The sequence below is a fragment of the Halosolutus amylolyticus genome (genome assembly GCF_023566055.1).
GTDB lineage: Archaea > Halobacteriota > Halobacteria > Halobacteriales > Natrialbaceae > Halosolutus > Halosolutus amylolyticus.
Genome location: NZ_JALIQP010000002.1, coordinates 819,878 through 844,127, shown reverse-complemented (window position 1 = coordinate 844,127; position 24,250 = coordinate 819,878). Strand labels below are relative to the sequence as shown.

23 protein-coding genes and 1 pseudogene are annotated in these 24,250 nt (G+C 66.5%); 14 read left to right on the top strand and 10 right to left on the bottom strand.

The window, feature by feature from the left end:
- The first annotated feature begins 6 nt into the window (after nt 1–6).
- Nucleotides 7–840 carry a 5'/3'-nucleotidase SurE gene (surE, locus tag MUN73_RS10560; RefSeq protein WP_250140429.1) on the top strand — a complete coding sequence of 278 codons (834 nt, stop codon included), beginning with the start codon at nt 7–9 and terminating at the stop codon, nt 838–840.
- 154 nt (nt 841–994) lie between these two features.
- On the opposite strand, the gene MUN73_RS10555 is transcribed toward surE, so the two are convergent.
- Nucleotides 995–1,282, bottom strand: coding sequence for a DUF5808 domain-containing protein (locus tag MUN73_RS10555; RefSeq protein ID WP_250140428.1), 288 nt, complete (start codon nt 1,280–1,282; stop codon nt 995–997).
- 79 nt (nt 1,283–1,361) lie between these two features.
- Nucleotides 1,362–2,020: pseudogene (gene pcp / locus MUN73_RS10550) on the bottom strand (pyroglutamyl-peptidase I).
- A 151-nt stretch (nt 2,021–2,171) separates the two neighbouring features.
- On the opposite strand from pcp, the gene MUN73_RS10545 reads away from it, so the two are divergent.
- Together MUN73_RS10545 and MUN73_RS10540 are read left to right on the top strand one after the other, a co-directional pair.
- Nucleotides 2,172–2,348, top strand: coding sequence for a hypothetical protein (locus tag MUN73_RS10545; protein WP_250140427.1), 177 nt, complete (start codon nt 2,172–2,174; stop codon nt 2,346–2,348).
- 325 nt (nt 2,349–2,673) lie between these two features.
- Entirely contained in the window at nt 2,674–3,699 is a 1,026-nt protein-coding gene (locus MUN73_RS10540) for a DUF2332 domain-containing protein (RefSeq protein WP_250140426.1), read from the top strand.
- Nucleotides 3,700–3,765: 66 nt separating this feature from the next.
- Here the strand turns inward: MUN73_RS10540 and MUN73_RS10535 are convergent, their stop codons facing one another.
- From MUN73_RS10535 to MUN73_RS10525, 3 genes are read right to left on the bottom strand one after another with little or no spacing between them, the layout of a single operon-like run.
- Nucleotides 3,766–5,478, bottom strand: coding sequence for a bifunctional N(6)-L-threonylcarbamoyladenine synthase/serine/threonine protein kinase (locus MUN73_RS10535; protein ID WP_250140425.1), 1,713 nt, complete (start codon nt 5,476–5,478; stop codon nt 3,766–3,768).
- A gap of 21 nt (nt 5,479–5,499) precedes the next feature.
- Nucleotides 5,500–5,634 (bottom strand): 30S ribosomal protein S27ae, encoded by a 135-nt coding sequence (locus MUN73_RS10530; protein ID WP_250140424.1) that lies wholly within the window; start codon nt 5,632–5,634, stop codon nt 5,500–5,502.
- The gene (locus tag MUN73_RS10525) at nt 5,635–5,955 is read right to left on the bottom strand and encodes a 30S ribosomal protein S24e (RefSeq protein WP_250140423.1); all 321 of its coding nucleotides are present in this window, start codon (nt 5,953–5,955) and stop codon (nt 5,635–5,637) included. It lies immediately after the preceding gene.
- Nucleotides 5,956–6,165: 210 nt separating this feature from the next.
- Here MUN73_RS10525 and MUN73_RS10520 point away from each other — a divergent pair, with 210 nt between their 5' ends.
- From MUN73_RS10520 to MUN73_RS10510, 3 genes are all read left to right on the top strand, one after another.
- Nucleotides 6,166–6,414 carry a hypothetical protein gene (locus MUN73_RS10520; RefSeq protein WP_250140422.1) on the top strand — a complete coding sequence of 83 codons (249 nt, stop codon included), beginning with the start codon at nt 6,166–6,168 and terminating at the stop codon, nt 6,412–6,414.
- 72 nt (nt 6,415–6,486) lie between these two features.
- Nucleotides 6,487–7,737 (top strand): outer membrane protein assembly factor BamB family protein, encoded by a 1,251-nt coding sequence (locus MUN73_RS10515; RefSeq protein ID WP_250140421.1) that lies wholly within the window; start codon nt 6,487–6,489, stop codon nt 7,735–7,737.
- A 1-nt stretch (nt 7,738) separates the two neighbouring features.
- A complete protein-coding gene (locus MUN73_RS10510) occupies nt 7,739–8,527 on the top strand; it encodes a hypothetical protein (protein WP_250140420.1) in 789 nt (262 codons plus the stop codon).
- A gap of 1 nt (nt 8,528) precedes the next feature.
- Here the strand turns inward: MUN73_RS10510 and MUN73_RS10505 are convergent, their stop codons facing one another.
- Entirely contained in the window at nt 8,529–9,578 is a 1,050-nt protein-coding gene (locus tag MUN73_RS10505) for a WD40/YVTN/BNR-like repeat-containing protein (protein ID WP_250140419.1), read from the bottom strand.
- Between the two features lie 216 nt (nt 9,579–9,794).
- Between MUN73_RS10505 and MUN73_RS10500 the strand changes: the two genes are divergently transcribed.
- Entirely contained in the window at nt 9,795–11,264 is a 1,470-nt protein-coding gene (locus MUN73_RS10500; RefSeq protein ID WP_250140418.1) for a sensor histidine kinase, read from the top strand.
- A gap of 188 nt (nt 11,265–11,452) precedes the next feature.
- Here MUN73_RS10500 and MUN73_RS10495 read toward each other — a convergent pair whose 3' ends face one another.
- Nucleotides 11,453–12,982, bottom strand: a complete 1,530-nt coding sequence (locus MUN73_RS10495) for an aldehyde dehydrogenase family protein (protein ID WP_250140417.1) — start codon at nt 12,980–12,982, stop codon at nt 11,453–11,455.
- A 98-nt stretch (nt 12,983–13,080) separates the two neighbouring features.
- Here MUN73_RS10495 and MUN73_RS10490 point away from each other — a divergent pair, with 98 nt between their 5' ends.
- Complete coding sequence (locus tag MUN73_RS10490) at nt 13,081–13,812, top strand: helix-turn-helix domain-containing protein (protein WP_250140416.1); 732 nt, start codon at nt 13,081–13,083, stop codon at nt 13,810–13,812.
- A 12-nt stretch (nt 13,813–13,824) separates the two neighbouring features.
- Here the strand turns inward: MUN73_RS10490 and MUN73_RS10485 are convergent, their stop codons facing one another.
- Nucleotides 13,825–14,658 (bottom strand): proline dehydrogenase family protein, encoded by an 834-nt coding sequence (locus tag MUN73_RS10485; RefSeq protein ID WP_250140415.1) that lies wholly within the window; start codon nt 14,656–14,658, stop codon nt 13,825–13,827.
- 240 nt (nt 14,659–14,898) lie between these two features.
- Between MUN73_RS10485 and MUN73_RS10480 the strand changes: the two genes are divergently transcribed.
- The 5 genes from MUN73_RS10480 (at nt 14,899) to MUN73_RS10460 (ending at nt 19,817) form a co-directional block, all read left to right on the top strand.
- Nucleotides 14,899–16,143: an ABC transporter substrate-binding protein gene (locus MUN73_RS10480; protein WP_250140414.1), complete on the top strand. Its 1,245-nt coding sequence runs from the start codon at nt 14,899–14,901 to the stop codon at nt 16,141–16,143.
- A 13-nt stretch (nt 16,144–16,156) separates the two neighbouring features.
- Nucleotides 16,157–17,083 (top strand): branched-chain amino acid ABC transporter permease, encoded by a 927-nt coding sequence (locus tag MUN73_RS10475; protein WP_250140413.1) that lies wholly within the window; start codon nt 16,157–16,159, stop codon nt 17,081–17,083.
- Between the two features lies 1 nt (nt 17,084).
- Nucleotides 17,085–18,266: a branched-chain amino acid ABC transporter permease gene (locus MUN73_RS10470; protein ID WP_250140412.1), complete on the top strand. Its 1,182-nt coding sequence runs from the start codon at nt 17,085–17,087 to the stop codon at nt 18,264–18,266.
- A 64-nt stretch (nt 18,267–18,330) separates the two neighbouring features.
- Entirely contained in the window at nt 18,331–19,107 is a 777-nt protein-coding gene (locus tag MUN73_RS10465) for an ABC transporter ATP-binding protein (RefSeq protein ID WP_382182391.1), read from the top strand.
- Nucleotides 19,104–19,817, top strand: coding sequence for an ABC transporter ATP-binding protein (locus MUN73_RS10460; protein ID WP_250140410.1), 714 nt, complete (start codon nt 19,104–19,106; stop codon nt 19,815–19,817). The genes MUN73_RS10465 and MUN73_RS10460 overlap by 4 nt, the downstream gene beginning before the upstream one ends.
- 300 nt (nt 19,818–20,117) lie before the next feature.
- On the opposite strand, the gene MUN73_RS22585 is transcribed toward MUN73_RS10460, so the two are convergent.
- Together MUN73_RS22585 and uvrA are read right to left on the bottom strand one after the other, a co-directional pair.
- Nucleotides 20,118–20,243: a hypothetical protein gene (locus MUN73_RS22585; protein WP_265339168.1), complete on the bottom strand. Its 126-nt coding sequence runs from the start codon at nt 20,241–20,243 to the stop codon at nt 20,118–20,120.
- A 217-nt stretch (nt 20,244–20,460) separates the two neighbouring features.
- Nucleotides 20,461–23,481: an excinuclease ABC subunit UvrA gene (gene uvrA / locus MUN73_RS10455; protein WP_250140409.1), complete on the bottom strand. Its 3,021-nt coding sequence runs from the start codon at nt 23,479–23,481 to the stop codon at nt 20,461–20,463.
- Nucleotides 23,482–23,724: 243 nt separating this feature from the next.
- Here uvrA and MUN73_RS10450 point away from each other — a divergent pair, with 243 nt between their 5' ends.
- Nucleotides 23,725–24,228, top strand: a complete 504-nt coding sequence (locus MUN73_RS10450; protein ID WP_250140408.1) for a hypothetical protein — start codon at nt 23,725–23,727, stop codon at nt 24,226–24,228.
- Nucleotides 24,229–24,250: the final 22 nt, after the last annotated feature.

The following is a 24,250-nucleotide window of genomic DNA, read 5'->3' as shown; positions in this document are numbered from 1 at the left end:
GGATAGATGAGCGACGGTCCTCACATCCTGCTGACCAACGACGACGGCATCGACGCGCCCGGCCTCCGCGCGCTGGCCGACGAACTCTCGTCGATCGGCTCGGTCCGGGTGCTCGCACCCGCGGACAACCGGAGCGCGGTCGGCCGCTCGCTCACGTACGGTCGAACGGCGGGCGAGGACGACGAACCCACGATCGGGTTCGCGGACGCGCAGTTCTCGAGTCCGGTCCCCCACGCCGATCACGACCTCGGCTACGCGATCGACGGGACGCCCTGCGACTGCGTCGTCGTGGGACTCGGTGCGCTCGACCCCGAACCCGACGTGGTGGTCGCCGGCTGTAACCCCGGCGCGAACCTCGGGGCGTACGTCCTCTCGCGATCGGGCACGGTCAGCGCCGCGATGGAGGCCGCCTTTCTCGACACCCCCTCGATCGCCGTCTCGATGAACACGCTCGACCACGACGGTGACCTCACGCCCGACTCGTTCGCGGAACCGGCGACGCTGACGGCCGACCTCGTCGAGTACGCCCTCGCGAACGACGTCTTCGAGCGAATCGACTATCTCAACGTCAACACGCCGGGGCCCCACCGGGAGACGAGGGCCGTCGAACTCACCCGCCCGTCCACGGTCTACGAGATGGACGGAAGCGTCGAGAACGGCCAGTTCCGGCTCCACAACCGGCTCTGGGAGCAGATGGCAGACGGATCGATCCCCGACGACCCCGGCACCGATCGCCGGGCGATCCTCGCCGATCGGACCAGCATCTCGCCGCTGTCCGTGCCGTACCGATCGGTCGATCACGAGGCGCTCGAGCGATTCGTGGCGGACTACAGCGTCTGATTAGGGCACCGATCGACCCGCCGCTGGGCGTCTCTCGGGGCCACTGCTGTCAGAAAACGCGATCGCCGAGACTCATACGGATTGCTGTAACTATTTACCGCCGATCACCGACCACGTTCTGGTGGTCGGCGGTAATTGACTACAGCAGTCCGTATCAGTCGCCGCTCTCGTCGTCGACGATGACTTCGACCGGTTCGTCGTCGGTGTCGTCGGTGCTCTCGCTTGCACCCTGTTCCTGTTGCCAGAGGAGCGCGCCGGCGACGAGGACGACGACCCACGATCGCCAGTTGGCGAGGTTCAGCGTGTAGCCGACGCCGAAGGGTTTCTCGACGAGCATTCCCTCGCCGGGCCGCCAGTACGACGAGAGCATCCGCCCGATGCTCGGTCGTTCGAAGTTGTACGGTACCCCGAGAACCTCACCGGAGGTGGATTTGTCTGCCATGGGCGAACGTACGGCCTCCCCCGATAAGAGTATTGTGTGCCCGACTCGATACCGGAAATTGTTCAGTCGCGGTACCTGATCACTTCCCGGGGTCCGCGTCGGTACCGGTGTCCGGATCGTCCACGGTACGGAGTGCCGTCTCGAGGCCTGTGACGATCCCGGTTTCCATCGTCTCGATCGCCATACTCGGCTCGCCCTCGTCCCGTGCGGCTGCTTGCCCGTGCGAGAACGGGACGTGGACGAACCCCGCCCGGAAGTCGCGGGCCGTCGTCTCGGCGAGGTGCCGTGTCGCGTACAGCAGGTTGTTACGAGGTGGGTCCCCGCGTCGGTCGAGAGCCGCGTCGGGACGCCCGCGTCTCGCATCGCGTCTTTCATCTCCCGCACCGGGAGCGTCGCGAAGTACGCGTCCGGACCGTCGGGAGCGATCGACTCGTCGATCACTTCTCGATCGGCGTTGTCCGGGACGCCGTCCGTATCCCGGAGGTTGATCCCGACCCGTTCGACCGTCAGCGCGTTGCGGCCGCCGGCCAGCCCGAGGGCACAGACGATCGCGGGATCGTGTTCCTCCACGGCGGCCTCGAGTTGCGGTGCCGCCCGATCGAACGCGACGGGGAGTTCCCGGCCGACGATCGAGCCGGCGCCGACCTCGGTGCCGTCGAGTCGCATCGCGAGCCGGAGTGCGGGATTCCGCTCGAACTCGCCGAACGGTCCGTACCCCGTAAGCAGGACGTCGCTCATCGATCGGATCTGGACCAGTCCGGACAAGAGCCCCCCGATTTCCGATCGACAGCCTCCGATCTCCAACCGTCGACCTACCGGGCGAAACGGTCGTTCCCCCGCCGAGCGGTTCCGAGATACCTATTTACGCGCGGATTTCGTACGTATCCCAATGGGTTCCGAGCTTACGTGTCCGGACTGCGAAACGACGATCGAATCGAAAGCGCAACTCGTCGAGGGACACGAGGTGACCGAAGTCGAGTTCGACGGGAACGACATCAGCCTCTACGGGAATCGAAATCTGTTCCTCTGCAAGAACTGTAAACGACCGCTGGGCGTCCCGAAATAACTCCGGCCATCCACTCTCACCGCGGGAACCGGCCTCGATCTTCCAGAGCGCGGTTCACGATCGACCGTCACCGCTCGAACAGCGCTCCGATCAGTTTCGACTCCTCCTTCTGGAGGCGTTCCGCGGCTGTCGCGGTCCCGCAGTCCAGTTCGCGGGCGACGTCCGCTCACGGCGCGAAGCGCCGTTCGCATGGTCCGCGGGACCTTCGGTCCCGCGCTATCGTCGATCGTCGCTGACCCGGTCTCGGTGCCGTCGAGTCGCGTCGCGAGCTGGCCCAACGGAGTTGCGGGCAAACTTTCATGAAGCGTGTCTGATATGTGGGTGCATGGACCGCGCCGAAACGTTCAGACGGTACGCAGAGTGGGTCGAGGAGACGTCGCCGCTGTACGCGGTCCTCACCAGGGCCGTGGCCGACGATCCCGACCTCCTCGACGTCTCGTCGGAAGCCAGTGCGGGACAGCCCGAACCACAGCTCCTGCTCGCGGCGGTACAGGCGCTCTTGCTGGAGGGCCGGGAGCACCCGCTCGCCCGGTTTTACCCCTCGTGCGGCGGAGACGAACCCGACGACGATCCGGTCCCTCACTTCCGCGACTTTTGCCTGGTGAACGAGCAACGGTTGCGGTCCGTCATCGCGACGCGTCGTTGCCAGACGAACGACGTCGGCCGTTCGGCCGTCCTCTGTCCGGCGTTCGAACACGTCGCCCGAACCGCAGCGACCGACTCCCTGGCCCAGATCGAGATCGGGTCGAGTGCTGGCCTCAACCTCAACTGGGATCGGTACCGGTACGATGTTTCCGGCGTCAGGACGTTCGGCGACCCCGATTCACCGGTCACGATCGCGACCGAAGTGCGCGGAGAGCGCCGGCCGCCGCTCTCCCGGACGTTCCCCCCGGTCGCTCGTCGGCGCGGTATCGATCTGAACCCCCTCGACGTGACGGACGAGGACGACGTTCGGTGGCTTCGCGCGTTGATTCCTCCCGGCCGCCGTCGCCGCCGCGATCGGCTCGCCGCCGCGATCGAGGTGGCACGTGAGAATCCACCAGCGCTCGTCGAGGGGGACGTCCTCGAGGAACTGCCGAAGCAGCTCTCGGAAGCGCCGGCCGACCCCGCGCTCGTCGTGTTCAGCACGCACGTTCTCTACCAACTCGAGGCCGAGACGATCGCGCACCTTCGATCGCTCCTCGCCGAGTACAGCACTGAACAGCCCGTTCGGTGGCTCGCTATCGATCCCGACGAAGAACTCGGGAAACCGACGTACAGGCTGGTGACGTTCGTCGACGGGGACGCGACGGAATCGCGGCTCGCACGGTTCGAATCGTACGGAAACTGGATTCGATGGCACGCCGATTGAACCGTCGAATGAATCCCTCGAACGGGATCGCGATTCCCGCGATCGTCCGGCCGTCCGGCGACGGAGCTACGAATCGCCCTCGACGTACCGCCCGCGTCCTTCGATCTCCCGGAGCCGATCGAGAACCCGCTCCTGCCCGGCCTCGCGATACCCCTCGCGGACGGCCTCCCGAAGGGGGCCGGGATCGGCCGCAGTGCCGACGAGGCTCTGGTCGAAGACGTGGAGATCCATCGCGTAGTCCTCGACGTGATCGGTGTGGTAGCCGAGGCCGAAGTCGATGAGGTAGGTACGGTCCGAATTGACTCTGACGTTCCGCGTCGTCGGATCGCCGTGGACGAACCCGGCCCGGTGCAACAGCGCGAGGTGCCGGCCGACGTCACGGACTCGATCGGCCGCGGCAGCCGTGTCCGCACCCCGGACGATCGCCCGGAGGTCCCGATCGCCGACGTACTCGAGTTCCAGTCGCGACTCGTGGGGGTCGACGTCCGAGAGCACCGGCGTCGGCACGCCCTCCCTGCGGGCCTGACTCGTGAGGCGGGCCTCGATGCGGGTTCGTTCCCGACGGAGTCGATCGTCGAGAGCGGGGTGACGGTAGGTCTTGGCCTCGCGGTGTTTCGTCACCCGGCCGGCCTCGGGATCGAGGTCGACGATCGCTTCGGCGCCCTGCAGGGGGCCGTCGCCGCGACCGGGGGCGAGTTCCGGTTCGTCGGTCTGCTCGCGGTTCCTGGCGTCACCGCTCGCGTATCCGAGGCCCTCGCTTCGTTCGGACCTCGCTCGCCACGTGACCGGGACCTGGTCGGGCCGGAAGTCCGGATCGACGCACGAGTCCTCGATCGCGAGGGTGTCGCCCGCGTCGTACATCTTCGCGCCCAGGACGGCGATCATTCCCGCGTTGTCCCGCAGGAATCGCGGCTCGGGCGCGTGGAACTCGGCTCCGCGTTGCGTGCACATCTCCCGGAGCATCTCGCGCAGGCGGGCGTTCTGCCCGACGCCCCCGCCGAGGACGAGTTCGTCGCTGCCGGTCAGCGAGAGCGCCCGTTCAGAGACCTCGGTGAGCATTCCGAAAACCGTCTCCTGGAGCGAGTAACAGACGTCCTCGACCGGAACCCCGTCGTCGTAGGCTTGCTTGGCGGCGCTCATGATCCCCGAGAAGGAGAAGTCCATCCCCTTGACGACGTACGGAAGGTCGACGTACTCGCCCTCTTTCGCCGCTTCCTCGACCTTCGGCCCGCCGGGGTGTGACCAGCCGACGTGGCGGGTGAACTTGTCGATCGCGTTGCCGACGCCGGTGTCCATCGTCTCCCCGAGGACCCGATAGCGGCCGTTGCGGTAGGCCAGCAGGTGCGCGTTCGCGCCGCTCGCGTTCAGACAGACCGGCGAGTCGAAGCCGGACGTGTGGCGGCCGATCTCGAGGTGGGCGACCATGTGGTTCACCCCGACCAGCGGTACCTCGAGCGTCTGGCTCAGCGATCGGGCGGCCGTCCCGACCACGCGCAGACAGGGGCCGAGTCCGGGACCGCGGGAGAAGGCGACGACGTCGATCGGGGACTCGGCCTCGGGCCGATCGCCCGTCTCGCGAGCGTGATCCAGCGCCGTCTCGACGACGCGCGGGATCGCGTCGTGCATGTGTTCGGCGGCCTCGCGCGGGTGAATGCCGCCGCTCTCGGGCTGGTAGGCGTCGCTCTCGATGAATACCTCGTCAGTCCCGGAATCGTAGACGGCCGCGCTGGCCGCCCAGGCGGTACCCTCGATCCCGAGTACTCGAATACCAGTGCTCACGACTCGGTGGGCTCTACGGCGTTATTCCCACTCGGTGTAGCCGCACTTGCCGCAGTGGGTCCGATCGCCGTGGTCGGCGAGGAACGCGTCGCCACAGCGGGGGCACTGCTCGCGGTCCGTACTGCCGTCCTCGTCGTAGAGTTCGTAGCGCGCCATCTATGCTTCCTCCGCTTCGGCGTCCGCCTCGGTTTCCTCTTCGACCCCGATCTTGTTGCGCTCGAGCATGTGGTCCTGCTCGACCTCGCGGGCGTAGTCGGCCGTGTCGTAGACCTTCGCCTGGCCGACCGTCTTGCGCATCCCGAACTTGGTGTCGAGTTTGCGGATGACGACCTCGTCGGCGTCCTTGTTCAGTTTCGCGGCGAGGCTGTCCCGGACCTGCAGGCGTTCGGGCGTCGCGTCCTCGTGTGACAGTTCGAAAGTCACGTCCGTTCGATGCAACATGGGGTTCTCCTCCTCGGAGATGATGTCGACGTCCATGATATCACTCAGTTACCCTACTATCCCCGTGTAGCGCCTAAAAGGATTTCGAAGCCGGGGGGCCGTCACCGCTTCGGCCGACCAGTGTCCCCTCCTGATTCCCGATCGAGCCGGCTCTCACCGCCGGACGCAACCGAAACCGGTCAACCGGACGGATATACAGGCACACGGCGTGATTCCTTTACGTCCGTCCGGATCGTCCGTGCTAGCATGGACACAGAAACGATCGTCTTCGGCGGCCTGCTCGGCGTCCAGGTCGTCGGCTCGCTGGTACTCGTCCTCGGGTTCTTCCTGCAGGGCGTCGGTTCGCTCGTGGCCGTCGGTGGGCTGCTCATCCTCGCGAGCGTCGTCGGCCTGGCGTTCACCGCGACGCTCGTCGACGAGGACGACCACACGGTCCACGTCCCCGATCGGCGCGGCGGTCTCATCCCGGGGCTCGGCCGCGACTCGGAGCGGTAACGACTCCTCGTCCTGTTCTTTCGGTCGGATAGATGACAAAACTTACGTGACGATCGGCCGATATGGCGACCGATGCCCTCCAGACGACGAGTACTCGCGGGCAGTGGCCTCGCCCTCGCAGGCCTTCTCGGGAGTTCGGCCGTCAGCGACTCGCGCCGGGTCCCGCTCCCGGCCACCGTCTCCGCGGACCGGTCGACCGCGTTCGACTGGCCGATGGCCCGGTACGACCCCGCCGGAACCGGACACAACCCCGACGCGTCGGGGCCGAAAGACGACGCCAGCATCGTGTGGGAGCAACGGTTGGACGAGTCGACGTACGGGGTGACTGCCCCGATTCTCGTACGGGACGCACTCTTCACGGTCGATCGACAGGGACTCGTCGCACTCGATCGGGAGACGGGAGAGGTTCGCTTCTCTCGAACTGGGTCGTACCTGTCGTCGCTGGCCCGGGCCGACGCGAGCGCCTATCGGACCGAGACGCTGGCCGTCACCGGTTCCGAGGGCGTCTATGGACTGAATGCCGGCGGCGGGTACGAATTCGGGGGGTTCGCGTTCGGGAGCGAACGATGGCACGGCCCCGGACGGGAATCCGCGTATTCGACGAGAGCGTCCCCCGGCGAGTCGCCGGTTGCCGCCGACGGGTCAGTCTACGCCATCGTCCCCGACACCGATCGCGTCGTCGCCCTCGACGCGAACAGCGGCCGCCGCCGCTGGGAACGAACGATCGGCGACCCGCGATCGATCGGCTCACACCGGCCGGCGGTTCGCGACGGGACCGTCTACGTCTCGAGCAGCGCCGGCGACGTCGCTGCCTTCGACGCCGAAACGGGCGAGCGCCGCTGGAGCGTGACACTCGACCGGAGTGACGGCGAGATCACTCGCCAGCTTCTCGCCCTGACCGCGACGGGTGAGGGACTCGTCGTTCCCAGTAGAACGGCGGTGTCGTTTCTCGATCCGGACTCCGGGGACGTCCTGTGGGAGTACGACCACGGCGGGAACGCGACCGAGGGGAGCGCCGCCGTCGCGAACGGCGTCGTATTCGTCACCGACGGCGATGGGTCGCTCCACGCGATCGATCTCGAGACGGGCGAGGAAGTCTGGTCGATCGATTACGCCAGGCAGGTCGAACCGGTCGTCGCCGACGGCGTCCTCTACCTCGGCTACCACTGGCTGAACGAACTGGTCGCGATCGACGCCGTGACGGGCGATCGGCGGTGGACCTACGAGACGGACACCATCGGGTTCTCGCAGCCGATCGTCGGCGACGGAACCCTGTACGTCGCCGTGACCGACGGTATCGTCGCGCTCGAGGAGGCCGGGTAGCATGGGTGGCGAGTACGACGATCGAAACGCCGGTCGTGGCGGCCGCGCAACCCGAACGCCGTCGAGTTCGTTCTCGGCGACGATCGACCAGCTCCGGCGGGATCCCGTCCTGTTCGTCCCGTTCGCCGTCGTCGGCCTCCTGCTCGCGGCGATCGACTGGCTCCGCCGACGCGACCCGATCCCGGCGGTAGAGCGAGAAGCGGGGTTCGGGTCGAACGGCCTCGACATCACCGTCGAGTTCGTCGGCTACCCGACGGGGATTGCGCAGACGACGCTCCCTTACGAGTCGCTCGTGGCGCTCGAATTCCCGTTTCTGGTCTGGAGCGTCGGACTCCAGATCCTCTCGCTGGTCGCGATCAGCGTCGCCGGGGCGCTCACGATGGCCCGTGCGATGGGCCGTGAGCCCGACCGCCGCGCCGTCACGTCGCTGTTCGCCTTCGTCGTCGCGATGGATCTCGGCCACCGCCTGCTCGGGTCGATCGACGCGCTTCAGGCGATGGGGCTGTTCGGACTCGTGCCGCTGGCGCTCTACCTGGTCGTGATCGTCCAGCTGTTCCCCCTTCCCGGCCTGCTCGTCGCGGGCCGATCGCCGCGGCACGTCCTCGCTCGGAGTCGTCGCCGGGTCGCGGGACGAGGCTGGTCGATCCTCGGACTGGTTCTCCTGCTCGGCCTCTCGGCGTGGCTCCTCGCTTCCCTCCCGTTCGGGACCGTGCTGAGCAGCCTGTTCGTGGCTCCCGTTCACGCCGTCGCGATCGTCGCGGTCCTCGATCGGCAGGACGCCTCGGCGTGACTCACACCGGGAGCATCGCCAGTCCGCGCGGCGTCAGCGTCTCGAGGTCGTCGGCCCAGTCGATCGGGACGCGGTCCCACCGGTCGCCGAAGTCCCGGGTCACGAACAGCCCGCGGTTGGTCACCCCGTAGACGTCTCCGTTCTCGTCGGTCGTCTCGAAGACGGCCCGGACGACCCCCTCGCCGGTCGGCAGTCCGCGGCCGTCGAGGCGCTCCCAGTCGGCGTCGGCCCCGTGGCGGCGGTAGACGTGCGAGTCGGCCCGATCGGGCGTGTGGGCCGTCCGCGCGCCGGCCGCACTCGAGACCAGGACTCGATCGGGGTCGGCGGGATCGGGAACGACGCTCCAGCAGTAGCGGTGGTCCAGTCCCGCCTGCGGCTGGTGCCAGCGTTCGCCGCCGTCGTCGCTCTCGGCGTAGCCGTCGCCCGCGGCGGCGTAGACGCGCCCCTCCCGATCGGGGCGGGCGGCGAGACTGTGGTTGTCCCGGCGCGAGCCAGGGGGCCGCTCGGTCCACGTCTCGCCGCCGTCGGTGCTGTAGACGAACGCACCGGCCTCGATGCCGAGCCAGAGCCGATCGGGGTCGAACGGGTCCACCTCGAGCCAGCGGACGTGGTGGGTGTGGGGCCGGGGCGGGAAGTACCACTCTGAGGCGGACGGCAGGTCGGTCAGGCCGCCGAGGTGTGTCCAGGAGTCCCCGCCGTCGGTCGATCGGTAGATCCGACTCGGTTCGGTGCCCGCGTAGACGACGTCGGGGTCGTGGGGGCTGATCGCCAGCGACATCACGGCGACGTCCTCGCTCGCGTCGTCTCCCTCGGGCGCGGATTCCCTCCCGACGAACCCGGCGTCGACTCGATCGAACGAGTCCCCGCCGTCGGTGCTCCGGCGAAGTCCGTTCCCGAACGTCCCCACGAAGACCCGGTCCGGGCGCTCCGAGGCGGCCGCGACACACTCCAGATCGTGGCCCTGGAGCGCGGTCTCCGTCTCCCACTCGTCGGTCCCGTCCCCCTCGCAGACCAGGAGTCGATCCCGCATCGCGACGTAGCCGATCATCATAGCTAGCGCTACGAGGCCGGCAGTGAGAAACGTTGTCCCGGTCGATCGGGGTTGGTCGGTACCTCGCCGATCGAGTTGGCTGTCGCCCGGTCGGGCCACGTCAGTCGGGTCCGATAGTATCGACCCGGAAACGGCCCGCGGCATCTCCGTCACCGTGTCAAAAACCCTGCCAATTAATTTATCATATTCGTGTCGAAACTCCACACTGGTTCTCCGATGATCGCCGTCGCTCGCCACGCGCTCGAACGGATCCACGAGTACTCGGTAGCGATCGTCGGCGTCGGACTGTACGCCCTCTCGGGGATCTACGTCGCGTTCTTCGGGGGTCCGCTTTCGACGCTCCTGCTGGAACTGTCGCTGCCGATTCTCGTCGGGACGGTGCTACTCTGGTACGGCGTAGTGGTGCGTGACGAGCGAACCGACGATCGGTCGACGATCGTCACCGCGTGTTCGATCGGCTGCAGCGTGGCCGCCACCGTACTCAGCGCGTGGAGCATCTACTTGCTCTGGCTCCGGACCGGCGTCTACAGCGATATCGCACAGCCGGCACTGAGCGCGGTGAGCGTCGGTGCCGGCTTCGGCGGCGTGCTCGGTCACGTCTACGTCGAACTGTCACACCACCACCGTAAAAACGAGCGGCTCTCCCGCGCCGTCGACGCGTCGATGGACGGCATCGCGATCGTCAGCGACGATCGGTACAGCTACGTCAACGACGCCTACGCCACCCTCTACGGCGTGCGAGACGGGGCCGAACTCGAGGGCCGCGAGTGGGGCGACACGTACACCAGCGCCGCCAGGCGGTGCATCGAGCAGGAGGTCGTCCCCGCGCTCGCCGATCGCCACTACTGGCGCGGGACGCTGACCGGGAAACGGACCGACGGGACGACGTTCCCGCTCGACGTGACGGCGAGTTCGCTCGCGGACGGCTACGTGGTCGTCGCCCGCGACGTCAGCGAGCAACGCGATCGCGAACAGCGGATCCAGGTCCTGAACCGCGTCCTCAGGCACAACCTCCGGAACGCGTTCACCGTGATCCAGGGCCACGCCAACCTCATCGGCGATCGGGACGACCGCCTCCGCGAACACCACGTCGACCCCATCCTTCGGGAGATCGACGACCTGCTTGCCACCGCCGACAAGGCCCGGGACGTCGAGCGGACGCTCGAGCGCCGCGGTCAGGCGGACGTGATCGACGCCTCCCAGGCCGTCCGGTCGGCCGCCGATCGGGCGACGGCAGCCTACCCGTCCGCGCGGATCGTGTCCCGGATCGAGACCGCCGGCGCGACCGCGCCGACGGTCGACGGCAGCGTCGTCGATGCCCTGAACGAACTCGTCGACAACGCGGCCGAACACCACGATACCGGCGGCACCGGGGACGGGACCCCGACGATCGAACTCGGCGTCCGCACGGTCGCCTACGAGACGGAATCCCGGCTCGAGTTCACCGTCGCGGACGACGGCGACGGCATTCCGGAGACGGAGCGTCGGGCGGTCCTCGAGGGCCGGGAGACGCCGCTCGATCACGGGTCGGGACTCGGCCTCTGGCTCGTCAACTGGATCGTCCAGACCGCCGGCGGCGACCTCCGGTTCGCCGATCGTCCCGACGGCGGGACGATCGTGACGCTCTCGTTCCCGCACGAGCGAAGCGCCGCGTCGGAACGGCCCCCCACGCCGACACCGCGCTGACTGCACGAGTACCGGCGTCCGCCGACCTGACCTCGCGATCGATCGGGTGGTCGGGTACCGTGTCTCGGATCGGCGCGATCGGCGTACTGTCGAGGGGCAGTCCGTCGGTCAGTGTACTGTGCGGGTACAGTGGCGACCACTCGGTGTGCCGTCGGCGTGTCGTGAGAAGTGGTGATCGGATCGACCGATCAGTCGTCCGAGGTCGTGATGTCGGCCGAGAGGCCCTGTGCCATCTCGATCTCCTTCGAGTTGTTCATCGTCCAGGCGGTCCGCTCGGTGACGGCCTCGATCGCTTCACGCGCGCTCGGGTAGCCGTTGCCCGATTTCTTGACCCCGCCGAACGGGAGCTGGACCTCCGCGCCGATGCAGGGCAGGTTCGCGTACGCCAGGCCGAGGTCGGCGTGGTCGCGGAAGTAGTTGATCTGGCGGTAGTCCTCCGAGATGATCGCACCCGCCAGTCCGTACGGCGTGTCGTTGTGGATCTCGACGGCGTCCTCGATGTCACCCGAGTACTTCAGGAGGGCGACGTGCGGGCCGAAACACTCCTCTTTGAGACAGCGCAGGTCCGTGTCGTAGTCGATTTCGTAGACGAACGGGCCGACCCAGTGGCCCTCGCTGTGGCCGTCAGGGATCTCCGCGTCGTCGAGTTCCGCTCGATCGACGAGCACCTCGGCACCCTCGTCCCGTGCCAACTGGTTGTGGCGATGGATCTTCTCGACGTGGTCGGCCTCGATCGCGGGCCCCATGAACGTGTCCTCCTGGAGGGGATTGCCGACGGCGACCTTCTCGGCGACGTCGACGTATCGTTCTTTGAACTCGTCGTAGACGTCTTCGTGAACGATCAGCCGTTCGGAGGAGACGCAGCGCTGGCCGGTCGTCTTGAAGCTCGACATCACTGCGGAGTGAACCGCGATGTCGAGGTCCGCCTCTTCGGTGATGACGATGCCGTTCTTGCCGCCCATCTCGCAGGCCGCGAGTTTGCCGGGTTCGCCGCCGACCTTGCTCGCGATCTCGTGGCCAACTTCGGCCGAGCCGGTAAAGAGGACCGTGTCGACCCGCTCGTCGTCGGTGATGGCCGCGCCGGCGTCGCCGAAGCCCTGGACCATGTTGAACACGCCGTCCGGGATGCCGGCGTCCTCGAACATCTCGGCGATGATCTGGCCGCACCACGGGGTCTGCTCGGCGGGTTTCCAGACGACCGTGTTCCCCTCGACCAGCGCGATCGCCATGTGCCAGAACGGGATCGCGACCGGGAAGTTCCACGGCGTGATACAGCCGATGACGCCGCGCGGTTTCCGGCGCATGTAGGCGTCTTTGCTCCCGATCTCGCTGGGGACCACGTCGCCGTGAGGGTGGCGGGCGTTGCCTGCCGCCCACTCGACCATGTGGTAGGCCTCGATGACGTCCGCGCGGCCTTCGCTGATCTCCTTGCCACACTCCTTCGTGACGATTTCGGCGAGTTCCTCGGTGCGTTCGCGCAGTTCGTGGTAGATGTCCCAGAGGTACTCCGCCCGATCGATGTAGGAGAGTTCGCGCCACTCCTCGAAGGCGTCTTCCGCGGCCGCGAGCGCGGCGTCGACGTCCGATTCGGTGCCCTGCTGGAACCGCGCGAGTTCCTCCCCCGTCGCCGGGTTCTCGCTCGCGAACGTCTCGGTTCCGTCGCCCTCGACCCACTCGCCGCCGATGTGGTGTCCGTACACCTGCTGTTGCTGACTCATGGACGGCGGTTCGATCGACGGGGTAGAATAACGCGACCCGCCCATGGGAGGGTGGTGATTCGTGAAACGAGACCTTCTTGGTTCGTCACTGACTGACAGTGAACGTGAGCCGACCACTTCAGGGAACGCGGCTGACACTCGAGCTGTGGCACCCGAACTGCTGGGCGATCGAATCGACCGACCGCGTCGGCGGCGGAATTCTCGCACACGCGATTTACAACGCGCCGACGGCGGAGGAACAGCCGGTCAACGGCCTGTTCACCGCGTTCGGAGATACGACCGCCGAGGTCGAGGCCTTGCTCGACGAGATTCGCGAGTCGCCGCTGGCGGGCGAGGTGCTCGAACTCCAGGAACGGTTCGGACGGCGACAATCGTCCTCGCTTCCGGGGAACGTCGTCACCGAGTTCTTCCTCGAGTACGATCCCCAGGACATGATCTGTCCGACGCTCCTCGAGCACGGGTTCGTCCACAGCGCGCCCGTTCGAATCGAGGAGGGACAGGAGTACTGGGAGGTCTGTTTCGCCGGCGATCGCGACGAGATCGAGAGCGCGATCGACGGCGTCTGCGAGGACGGCGGCGCTGAGGTCTCGGTCGAGACCATCACGAGCAGGCTGTCGGGGGACTCCGAACGCAAACGCCGGATGGACGCGCTCACCAGTACACAGCGAGACGTGTTCGAACTCGCGCGCGATCGGGGCTACTACCAGTGGCCTCGCGGCGTCTCGACTCGCGAACTCGCCGCAGAACTCGACATCTCGAAGACGACCTTGCTCGATCACCTGCGGAAGGCCGAATCGAAACTCCTCGATCCTGACGACCCGATCGAGTGATCGGTCGTCCGATCAGCTGACGATCGCTCGAAGGGCGAACAGCGCGTTCTCCTTGCGTTCGCGGACGCGCCGATAGAAGTACGACAGCCACTTGTCCCCGTAGGGAACGTACTGGTAGACGTCGTACTCCGCCGCGAGGTCGTGCTGGGCGTCCTCGCGGACGCCCATGAGCATCTGGAACTCGAAGGACGTGTCGTGTTCCGCGGCGAGGCCTTCGACGTACTCGATCACGTCCGGGTCGTGACTGCCGACCGCGACCCCGTCGTCGAACGTCTCGAAGGCGAACGCGAGCAGGTCGCGATACGCCTCGTTCACCTGCGCTTTCTTCTTGTAGGAGACGTCGGCCGGTTCGTCGTACGCGCCCTTGACGAACCGTACCTTGCCGGGGACGTCGGCCAGTCGCTCGACGTCGTCGCGGGTCCGCTTCAGGTTCGCCTGGATACAGACGCCGACGTTCCCGTCGGTTTCCCGTGCGTGGTGTTCGAACGCATCGAGCGTGACGTCGGTCGTCGTGTAATCTTCCATGTCGATCCAGACGAAGACGTCGTGCTCTACGCCCGCGTCGACGATCCGTTCGAGGTTGGTCCGGAAGACGTCGTCCCCGATATCGAGGCCGATCTGCGACGGTTTCACCGAGACGCAACAATCGAGTCCGGCGCGATCGATCGCCTCGACGAGTTCGACGTAGGCGTCGGCGTCAGCGGCCGCTTCCGCCGGATCGTCGTAGTGCTCGCCGAGCAGGTTCAGGATGCCCGCGATACCGTCCTCGTTGAGATCGTCGACGTGTGCCAGCGCCCCCGACTGCGCTTCGGCGGCGACGAAATTGTTCGCAACTGGGAGAAGCATTGTCGGACGATCGAACTGAGAGGGAGTAAACGGCCACCCGACCATAGACGCCCGATCGGACCGGGGGAGCGTGCCCGCCGCACTCGTTCGTCCGCGAAGAATCACGAGAGCGTCCTTCCTGAGGCCGGATCGCTCGTCGACGGCGATCGGTCACCGAGCGGTGTCACGGCGTCGAATGGGCCCGTCGACCATGGTCGGGAGTGCTATTAATGAGGGGTACTCACAACCCAGAGCGTAGCTATGTCGGACGATGGCACATCACTACAGAATCGGAGAGACGTCCTGACGTACGGCAGTGCCCTGGGGGTGGCGGCACTGGCCGGCTGCGTCGGGACGACGGACGAAGAGGGGGACGGAAACGAGGACTCGGACACCTACACGATCGGGATGGTCGACTCGCTGACCGGTTCTCTGGCGGACTTCGGTGAACGGAACCAGCGTGCCGTCGACCTCGCGCTCGAGCACGTCAACGACGTCGGCGTGAAGGGACAGGATCTCGACATTACCGTCGAGGACTCCGAGAGCGAGGCCCAACCGGGCGTCTCCGCGGCACAGAAACTCGTCAACCAGAACAACGTCCCGTTCCTCATCGGGGCGGTCGGCTCGGGGGTGTCGATGTCCATCTACGAGAGCGTCATCCAGGGAACGGACGTCGTCCAGTTGAGCCAGAACTCGACCGGACTCGGCCTGACCGACCAGCCGGGGCTCCTCCGGATGTCCCCGAGCGGACGGACGCAGTCGGTCGCGCTGGCGGACATCATCAGCGAGGACGGGTACGACGAGGTCGCCGTGACCTACATCAACGACGAGTTCGGTGAGAGCCTGTACGAGGCCTTCGAAGAGGCCTACGACGGCGACGTCGTCTACGAAAGCTCTCACGACGGCGAGGGCGCGTCCTACACCAGCCTGGTCTCGGAGATGGACAGCTCCGGTGCGGAGGCGTGGCTCTGTATCACTTACCAGCAGGAGTTCGCGACGATGGTCACGAACATGTACGAGAACGGGTACGAGGCCCAGCTGTACGGGGCCGACTCCAACCGGGGGGACACCGTGATCGAGAACACGCCCGAGGGCAGCATGGACGGGATGAAACTCGTCGAACCGGCGGCTCCCCAGGATCAGGACAACTACCAGGAGTTCGCGACTGCCTTCGAGGAGGAATACGACGAGGCACCGACGGCCTGGTCCGCGTTCGCCTACGACTGCGTGATTACCGCCGCCCTCTCTATCCAGGCGGCCGACGAGTTTACCGGCGAGGCACTCGGGGAGGTCGTCCGCGACGTCACCCGGCCCGACGGCGAAGAAGTGTTCTCCTACGAGGACGGTCACGCGATTCTCGACGACGGTGGCTCCGCGTCGGACATCGATTACCAGGGCGTCAGCGGCCCGATCGACTTCGACGAGAACGGGGACCCGCGAGGCAGCCTCGTCGTGATGGAGGTCCAGGACCACGACTACGAATCGATCGAGTTCCGGGAATCGTAACCGGTCTCCCACAATGTCCCTTATCGAATACGCTGCCAACGGACTGGTATACAGCAGTATCATCGTTCTCGGGAGCATCGGCCTCTCGCTGATCTACAGCATCGCCGGCTTCGCGAACTTCGCCCACGGCGATACGATGACCGTCGGCGCGTACGCGACCCTCGTCGCGTTCGGCGTCGTCGGGAGCGTCGGGTTCAGCGTCCTCGGACTGCCGATCGGCTTCTTCCTCGCGTTGCTGATCGGACTCGCGGTCGCGGCGGCCGTCGCGATCGTCACCGAAAAGCTCGTCTACGAACCGCTCGACATCGGCTCGATCGGCCTGCTGATCACGTCGATCGGGGTCGCGTTCGTCTACCGTGCGCTGATCCAGCTCGGGTTCGGCGCGGACTCGATCCGGTACGACGTCGGGTTCGTCCAGCCGATCGAGGCGCTGTTACCGTACGGGATTCGGATGACCCAGCACGACGTCGCGATCGTCGTCTCGGCGGCCGTCCTCGTGGCCGGCCTCCACACCCTGTTGCAACACACGGATCTCGGACGGAAGATGCGCGCGATGGCCGACAACCCGGACCTCGCGCGGGCCAGCGGCATCCGGACCGGTCGCGTCAAACGCTGGTCGTGGATCATCGGCGCGGGACTGGCCGGTGCCGGCGGCGCCTTTCTCGGCCTGTTCAACGTCCTCGAGCCTCGGATGGGGTTCAGCGTCCTGCTGGTCATCTTCGCCGCGGTGATTCTCGGCGGGATCGGCTCCGTCTACGGCGCGATGCTCGGCGGGTTCGTCATCGGTATGGTCGTCGAGATGATGCCGCTACTGACCGACGTCGGCATCCCCATCGGGATCAAGTACGCGAACGCGGTCGCGTTCCTCATCATGGTCGCCGTGTTGCTCGTCCGGCCGACCGGGATCGCCGGCCAGGCTATCGGCGGGGAGGGGGTCTAGCGTGGGCGCGCTCACCGACCCCCGCGGCTACTGGGACGACCTGACGGCCACGGAGCAGTGGGTCACGGCCGCGATCGGACTGATCGTGCTCGGACTCGTTCTCCTCTTGCTCACCGGGATCCTCAGCCCGTCGTACTTCCTCTTCCTGTTCGGTCTGGCGGGGATGTACGCGCTCCTCTCGTTCGGGCTGAACTCCCAGTGGGGCTTTACCGGCCTCATCAACTTCAGCGTCGCCGCCTTCTTCGGGCTCGGTGCCTACGGCGCGGCCCTGATGACCGGGAGCAACTCGCCGATCGCCGGCGGCTACGACCCCGTCTTCGGCGTGGTCGTCGCGCTCGTCCTCGCGGCCGTCGTCGCGGTGGCCATCGGGATCCCGACGCTCCGATTGCGGACGGACTACCTCGCGATCGCGACGCTCGGACTGGCGGAAGTCGTCCGGCTGATCGTCAGACACGAAAGCCAGTGGACCAACGGGAGCGCCGGAATCCGCGGCATCCCGACGTTCTTCGCGTCGTGGCCGGTGCTCGGAACCTTCCCCGACGTGATGCCGGGGCTCGAGATCGAACTCGTCCCCGGGTCGCCGATCGTCCTCGGCTACTCGTTCTGGCAACAGTCGCTCAACGTCGCGTTGTTGCTCGTGTTCCTCGGCGGCTCGTTCGCCGTGCTCCGACGGGCCCAGCGATCGCCGTGGGGCCGACTCCTCCGGACGATCCGATCGGACGAGGACCTCGCGAAGGCGCTGGGGAAGAACACCTACTCCTACAAGATGCAGGCGTTCGTCCTCGGCAGCCTCATCATGGCGCTCGCGGGCGTCTTCTACGCCCACTTGAACCTCTTCGTCGACCCCGGGCGACTCGACCCGATCACGACGTTCTACGTCTGGGTCGCGGTGATCCTCGGCGGGAGCGGTTCGAACCGCGGGGCCCTGCTCGGCGGCTTCGTCGTCGTCGCCATCCGGGAGGGATCCCGGGCCCTCAACGACGTCTCGTGGCTTCCGATCGAGGGGGCCCCGATCAGGCTGCTCGCGATCGGACTCTTGATCATTCTGGTCATGCGGTTCCGGCCGCAGGGAATCCTGCCGCCACAGCGGGAACTGATCTGGCCGAGTGCGGTCGACGACGCCGCACCGTCCCGACCCGATCGAGGCGTCCGCGAGGCGAAGGGAGGTGGTTCCGATGACTGATCTGCTCGAAGAGACGCAATCGACCGACGACGCGGACGCGAGTGTGGTTCAGACGAACGCCGACATGTCGAAAGACGACGTCGTGCTCCGGGTCGAGGACCTCCAGAAGTCCTTCGGCGCGCTCGTCGCGACCGATCACGCGACGTTCGAGGTCGAACGCGGGACGATCACCGGGCTCATCGGCCCCAACGGTGCCGGCAAGTCGACGCTGTTCAACCTCGTGTCCGGCTTCTACGAGCCGGACGGCGGAACTGTCACAGTCAATGGAACGGACGTCACCGGAAAAGAGCCCTACGAGGTCGCCGAACACGGGCTCATTCGGACGTTTCAGACGCCCCGCAAACTCGAGGGGATGACCGTCCGCGAGGCGATGCTCGTCGGTCCGCGGAACCAGCCCGGCGAGTCGTTCATCAAACTGTTCACCGACCCCGGAACCGTCGGTGAGCACGAGCGGCAGCACCTCGCGGACGTCGAACGGATTCTGGAGGAGTTCGAGATCGATCACCTCGCGACCCAGCCCGCGACGGACATCTCCGGCGGCCAGATGAAACTGGTCGAGTTGGCCCGTGCGATGCTCGCCGAACCGGAGGTTCTTCTGCTCGACGAACCCGTCGCGGGCGTCAACCCGACGCTCAGGAACAAACTCGCCGAACAGATCCGACGGCTCAACGAGCAGGGGACGACCTTCCTGCTCATCGAACACGACATGGAGTTCGTCATGAGTCTCGCCGATCCCGTCGTCGTCCTCGATCGGGGCAGCGTCCTCACCGAGGGGCCGCCGGACGCGATCCAGTCCGACGACCAGGTTATCGACGCCTATCTCGGAGGTGGTGGCGTATGAGCGCCGACCACGTCCTCGCACTCGACGCCGTCGACAGCGGCTACGGCGAGGTGCAGGTGTTAGACGACTGTACGCTCCACCTCGACGCGGGCGAAATCGTCTGCCTGATCGGGCCGAACGGCGCCGGCAAGTCGACCGTCCTCAAGACGGCCTTCGGCATGCTGTCGCCGTGGACCGGGAGCGTGCGCTATCACGATCGGGAGATCGGCGGACTGGCCCCCGAGGACATCGTCCGCGAGGGGATCGGCTTCGTCCCCCAGACGGAGAACGTCTTCGGCTCGCTCACGATCGAGGAGAACCTTCGCATGGGCGGCGTCGCCCGCGACGACGACCTCGACCCGGTCCTCGAGACGCTGTACGATCGATTCCCGTTGCTCGACGAGAAGCGATCGGCGAAAGCGCGGAACCTGTCGGGCGGCCAGCGGCAGGTGCTCGCACTCGCCCGCGCACTCGTCATGGAACCCGACGTGCTCCTGATCGACGAACCCTCCGCCGGCCTCGCGCCGAACACCGCCGACGACGTCTTCGCGGACGTACAGGAGGTCAACGCGATGGACACGGCGATCCTGATGGTCGAACAGAACGCCAAGAAGGGACTGGGCATCTCCGATCGGGGTTACGTCCTCGATCAGGGGACGGTCCGATTCGAGGACGAGGCCGACGCTCTGCTGGACAACGAGGAAGTGTCGAAGCTGTACCTCGGCGGCTGACGGCGGTCACGGAGGTCCTATTCCGCGGCCAGCGGCTCCGGTCGTTCGGGTGGTCAGCGGTCTCGATCGGCTGTTTCGTGGACGTGTCTGATCGACTGTTTTCGAACGAATTGCACTGGGGAGGAGCGCTCTCACAGTCGCGACTCGAACTGCGAAAACGAACCTCGACGAAATCGCCGAGGATGCTATGGGACGTCACGATTGGTCCGATCGCGAGTCACCCGGACCGCCGTCCGTCAGTTCCGACACGACCGCGAACCGCCCTGCGATTGTGCCGGTACCTCGGGACAGCAGATCGTCTCAGTCGGCCCCCGCACACTCACCCCAGCCACAGGCGGGACAGGTGAGGCGGTCGCCGGAGGCGGTCATGGTCGTTCCACACTTCAGACAGCCGGTCGCGTCGAGTGATGCGTTTCGATCGGTCATTGGGTTGGCCACCCCGGTTCGATCCGGGCGGCGCTACTGGATGGCAGTCGTCCGACGGGAATAAGCACGGTTCCCACCATGGACGGTCCGGGAGATGATCGGTCACGCCGACAACTGAGGTGGAGACGGAAGGGCTCATACGGACTGCTGTAGTCAACTACCGCCGATCACCAGAACGGGGTCGACGATCGGCGGTACATAGTTACAGCAATCCGTATCAGTCGTCGTCCATCGGGGCCGTCACGGGTTCGACGCGCTCGCCGCGTGGCCCCTCGAGATCGACCTTGGGGAGCAGGTCACGGAGGTAGCGGCCGGTGTGGGAATCGTCGAGGCGCGCGACCTCCTCCGGCGTGCCGGTGGCGACGATCTCGCCGCCGTTCTCGCCGCCCTCGGGACCGAGGTCGATGACGTGGTCGGCGTTCTTCACGAGATCGAGTTCGTGTTCGATGACGGCGACGGTGTTGCCGTTGTCCGTGAGCCGGTGGAGGACGTCGATCAGCTTGCGCTCGTCCTCGCTGTGGAGCCCGGTCGTCGGCTCGTCGAGCAGGTACAGCGTCTCGCCGGAGTCTTTCTTCCCGAGTTCCTCGGCGAGTTTGATCCGCTGGGCCTCGCCGCCCGAGAGCGTCGTCGAGGGCTGGCCGAGGCGCATGTAATCGAGGCCGACGTCTTTCAGTAGTTTGAGCCGGCGACGAATCTGGCTCGAGGACTCGAAGAACCCGTAGGCCTCCTCGACGCTCATGTCGAGCACGTCTGCGATCGTCTTCCCCTTGTAGGTGACGTCGAGCGTGGCGTCGTTGTATCGCGCACCGTCACACTCCTCGCAGGGGACGTACACGTCCGAGAGGAAGTTCATCTCGATCTTCACCGTGCCCTGGCCGCCACACTCCTCGCAGCGGCCGCCCGTGACGTTGAACGAGAACCGGCCCTTCTCGTAGCCGCGCTGTTTGGCGAGTTTCGTCTGGGCGAACAGTTCCCGGATGTAGTCGAAGACGTTGGTGTAGGTGGCCGGATTGGAGCGGGGCGTGCGGCCGATCGGCGACTGGTCGATCAGCCGGACGGTCTCGATTTCCTCCAGTCCCTCGAGGCCGTCGTGATCGCCGGGGATCACGGAGGTGTTGTCGTTCATCCGGCGGGCGAGGCCCTTGTACAGCACCTCGTGCATGAGCGTCGACTTGCCGGACCCCGAGACGCCCGTGATCGCCGTAAAGCAACCGAGGGGGATGTCCACGTCGAGGTCCTTCAGGTTGTGCTGCCGGGCCCCGATAATCGTCAGCGTGCCGTCGGACTCGCTGTCCTCGTCCGACGTAGTCCCACTCGCTTCGCTCGCGGGACCGCCGTCGGGGTCGCGGCGCTCGTCGGGGACGGGGATCTGCCGGCGACCGGAGAGGTAGTCGCCGGTGATCGACTCCTCGGACGCCTTGAGTTCGTCGACGGGGCCGTTGACGACCACTTCGCCGCCGCGCTTGCCGGGGCCGGGTCCCATGTCGATGACGTTGTCCGCCCGGCGCATCGTCTCCTCGTCGTGTTCGACGACGAGCAGGGTGTTCCCGAGGTCTCGAAGCTCTTCCAGGGTATCGAGCAGCCGATCGTTGTCCCGCTGGTGGAGCCCGATCGAGGGCTCGTCGAGGACGTAGAGCACGCCGACGAGGCCGGAGCCGATCTGGGTGGCGAGGCGGATGCGCTGGCTTTCGCCGCCGGAGAGGGTCGACGCTTCGCGATCGAGGGTGAGGTACTCCAGTCCCACCTCGCACATGAATCCGAGACGGGCGCGGATCTCTTTTAAGATCTCCTCGGCGATCACCTTCTCGCGCTCGGTGAGGTCGGCCTCCATCGACTCGAAGTGCGCCAGGGCGTCGCCGATGCTCATCGCGTTGATCTCCGTGATGGAGGTGCCATCGACCAGCACCGCGCGGGAGGCGGGCTTGAGACGGGTGCCGTCACAGGCCGGACACTCCGTCACGGACATGTAGTCCTCGATGTGTTCCCGGGTCGAGTCCGAGTCGGTCTCGATGTATCGCCGATCGAGGTTCGGGATGACGCCCTCGAAGCGCTTGCGCTTTCGGCGGGTCCCGTTCTTCGTGTGCCGCTTGAACAGCACCTGCTCGCTGGTGCCATAGAGAAACGCTTGCTGGATCTCGTCGTCTACCTCCTCGAACGGCGTCGACAGCGAGACGTCGAAGTGTTCCGCGACGGCGTCCAGCCGGGTCTGGTAGTACGATCGGTTGTAGCTCCAGGGCTCGAAGACGTGCTTGAGCGGTTTCGACTCGTCCTGGACGACGAGGTCCTCGTCGACCTCCTTGGTCTCGCCCAGCCCCTCACACTCCGGACAGGCGCCGTGGGGGGAGTTGAACGAGAACGATCGAGTCTCGATCTCCGGGACGTCGATCCCGCAGTGGGTACAGGCGAGGTCCTTCGAGAACTCGACGACGAACCGATCGTCCGCGTCGGTCTCGTCGCCGAGCGCGCCCGTCCGGCGGGCTTCCTCGCCGAGGTCCTCGGCGGCCTCCTCGGGCGGATCCGGGAGGATGACTTTCAGAACGCCCTCGGCCTCGTCGAGCGCCGTCTCGACGCTGTCGATGATCCGCGGTCGGTCCGCTGCCGAGACCTTCACGCGATCGACGACGACGTCGATCGTGTGATCGAAGTTCTCGTCCAGGTCGGGGTCGTCGATCGTGAGGTCGTGTTCCTCGCCGTCGATCTCGACGCGGGCGTACCCCTCGGAGACGAGTTCCTCGAACAGGTCCTCGAAGGCGCCCTTCTGGTCGCGGACGACCGGTGCGGCGAGTTTGGCCTTCGTTCCCTCGGGAAGTTCGAGGATGCGCTCGACCATGTTCTGTGCCGACTGCTCGCCGACCTCGCGACCACACTCGGGACAGTGCGGGGTGCCGACGCGGGCGTAGAGAAGACGGAGATAGTCGTGGAGTTCCGTCACCGTCCCGACGGTCGATCGCGGGTTGTTCGCCGCGTTCTTCTGGTCGATCGAGATCGCGGGCGAGAGTCCCTCGACGGTCTCGACCTGCGGCTTGTCCATCTGGCCGAGGAAGTTCCGGGCGTAGGCGGAGAGGCTCTCGATGTACCGGCGCTGGCCCTCGGCGTAGACGGTCTCGAAGGCGAGCGATGACTTCCCCGATCCCGAGAGGCCGGTGACGACGGTAAACTCCTCTCGGGGGATCGAGACGTCGAGGTCCTTGAGGTTGTGCTCTTCTGCCCCGCGTACCTCGATGAACTCCTTGCTCATAATATGGTTACAGAACTGGCATGTTCCGGCGGTCGATTCGGTGCTCGATCCATCGTAGCTGATTCAGTGGCCGGAAGGACTTAACGGGTCTGAAAGGCCGATACCGTGCCGTATGCTACCACATTCCTCGACGGCGCCGACGATCGATCGGAACCGTCGTCGATCGACGTCCGCACCCCGTCAGATCGTCGTTGCTCGCGGCCGGTCCCAACTGACTTCGGGTTCCGGCCCCTATCCACCGGTATGACCACCGATCGGGGGACCTCGCTGACCGTCGCGGAGTTCGTCGAGTACTGCCGGACGCAGGCCGGGCTCCTCTCGGGCCACGTCGAACGGATGGGCGACGAGGCCAGGGAGTTGCTCGACGAGATCGACGCGGAGATGGCCGAGATCCGATCGCGCCTCGAGGGCGGGGGCGTCGACGTCGGCGGCACTCAGGGCCCGTCGACGGCGACCCGGCCGAACGAGCGGGACGTCGACCTCGAATCGATCGAGGAACTGGAGCGCGACCTCTCGGAGAAGCAGACGCTCGTCGACGCCAAACAGGCCCGGATGCAGGCGTTCCAGGACCTCGCCGCCGGCTACACCGATCTCGCCGAACGGCTCCAGGACGACGTCGAGGACGGCCAGGAGGCGTTGACCCGCGTCGTCGAGTTCGAGGCGGACCACGACGCGCCGGCCTACTTCGACGAGCGCCAGACACTGTGTGAAGCCGCGATCGAGGCGGAGTCGTCGGATCCGGAGTGACGATCGGAGCCCCCGACAGCGC

Excerpts from the sequence above, each read along its gene's own strand:
- surE (WP_250140429.1), top strand. The coding sequence starts at position 7 with ATGAGCGACGGTCCTCACATCCTGCTGACCAACGACGACGGCATCGAC.
- MUN73_RS10555 (WP_250140428.1), bottom strand. The coding sequence starts at position 1,282 with ATGGCAGACAAATCCACCTCCGGTGAGGTTCTCGGGGTACCGTACAAC.
- MUN73_RS10545 (WP_250140427.1), top strand. The coding sequence starts at position 2,172 with ATGGGTTCCGAGCTTACGTGTCCGGACTGCGAAACGACGATCGAATCG.
- MUN73_RS10540 (WP_250140426.1), top strand. The coding sequence starts at position 2,674 with ATGGACCGCGCCGAAACGTTCAGACGGTACGCAGAGTGGGTCGAGGAG.
- MUN73_RS10530 (WP_250140424.1), bottom strand. The coding sequence starts at position 5,634 with ATGGCGCGCTACGAACTCTACGACGAGGACGGCAGTACGGACCGCGAG.
- MUN73_RS10525 (WP_250140423.1), bottom strand. The coding sequence starts at position 5,955 with ATGGACGTCGACATCATCTCCGAGGAGGAGAACCCCATGTTGCATCGA.
- MUN73_RS10520 (WP_250140422.1), top strand. The coding sequence starts at position 6,166 with ATGGACACAGAAACGATCGTCTTCGGCGGCCTGCTCGGCGTCCAGGTC.
- MUN73_RS10515 (WP_250140421.1), top strand. The coding sequence starts at position 6,487 with ATGCCCTCCAGACGACGAGTACTCGCGGGCAGTGGCCTCGCCCTCGCA.
- MUN73_RS10510 (WP_250140420.1), top strand. The coding sequence starts at position 7,739 with ATGGGTGGCGAGTACGACGATCGAAACGCCGGTCGTGGCGGCCGCGCA.
- MUN73_RS10505 (WP_250140419.1), bottom strand. The coding sequence starts at position 9,578 with ATGATGATCGGCTACGTCGCGATGCGGGATCGACTCCTGGTCTGCGAG.
- MUN73_RS10500 (WP_250140418.1), top strand. The coding sequence starts at position 9,795 with ATGATCGCCGTCGCTCGCCACGCGCTCGAACGGATCCACGAGTACTCG.
- MUN73_RS10495 (WP_250140417.1), bottom strand. The coding sequence starts at position 12,982 with ATGAGTCAGCAACAGCAGGTGTACGGACACCACATCGGCGGCGAGTGG.
- MUN73_RS10485 (WP_250140415.1), bottom strand. The coding sequence starts at position 14,658 with ATGCTTCTCCCAGTTGCGAACAATTTCGTCGCCGCCGAAGCGCAGTCG.
- MUN73_RS10480 (WP_250140414.1), top strand. The coding sequence starts at position 14,899 with ATGTCGGACGATGGCACATCACTACAGAATCGGAGAGACGTCCTGACG.
- MUN73_RS10475 (WP_250140413.1), top strand. The coding sequence starts at position 16,157 with ATGTCCCTTATCGAATACGCTGCCAACGGACTGGTATACAGCAGTATC.
- MUN73_RS10465 (WP_382182391.1), top strand. The coding sequence starts at position 18,331 with ATGTCGAAAGACGACGTCGTGCTCCGGGTCGAGGACCTCCAGAAGTCC.
- MUN73_RS10460 (WP_250140410.1), top strand. The coding sequence starts at position 19,104 with ATGAGCGCCGACCACGTCCTCGCACTCGACGCCGTCGACAGCGGCTAC.
- MUN73_RS22585 (WP_265339168.1), bottom strand. The coding sequence starts at position 20,243 with ATGACCGATCGAAACGCATCACTCGACGCGACCGGCTGTCTGAAGTGT.
- uvrA (WP_250140409.1), bottom strand. The coding sequence starts at position 23,481 with ATGAGCAAGGAGTTCATCGAGGTACGCGGGGCAGAAGAGCACAACCTC.
- MUN73_RS10450 (WP_250140408.1), top strand. The coding sequence starts at position 23,725 with ATGACCACCGATCGGGGGACCTCGCTGACCGTCGCGGAGTTCGTCGAG.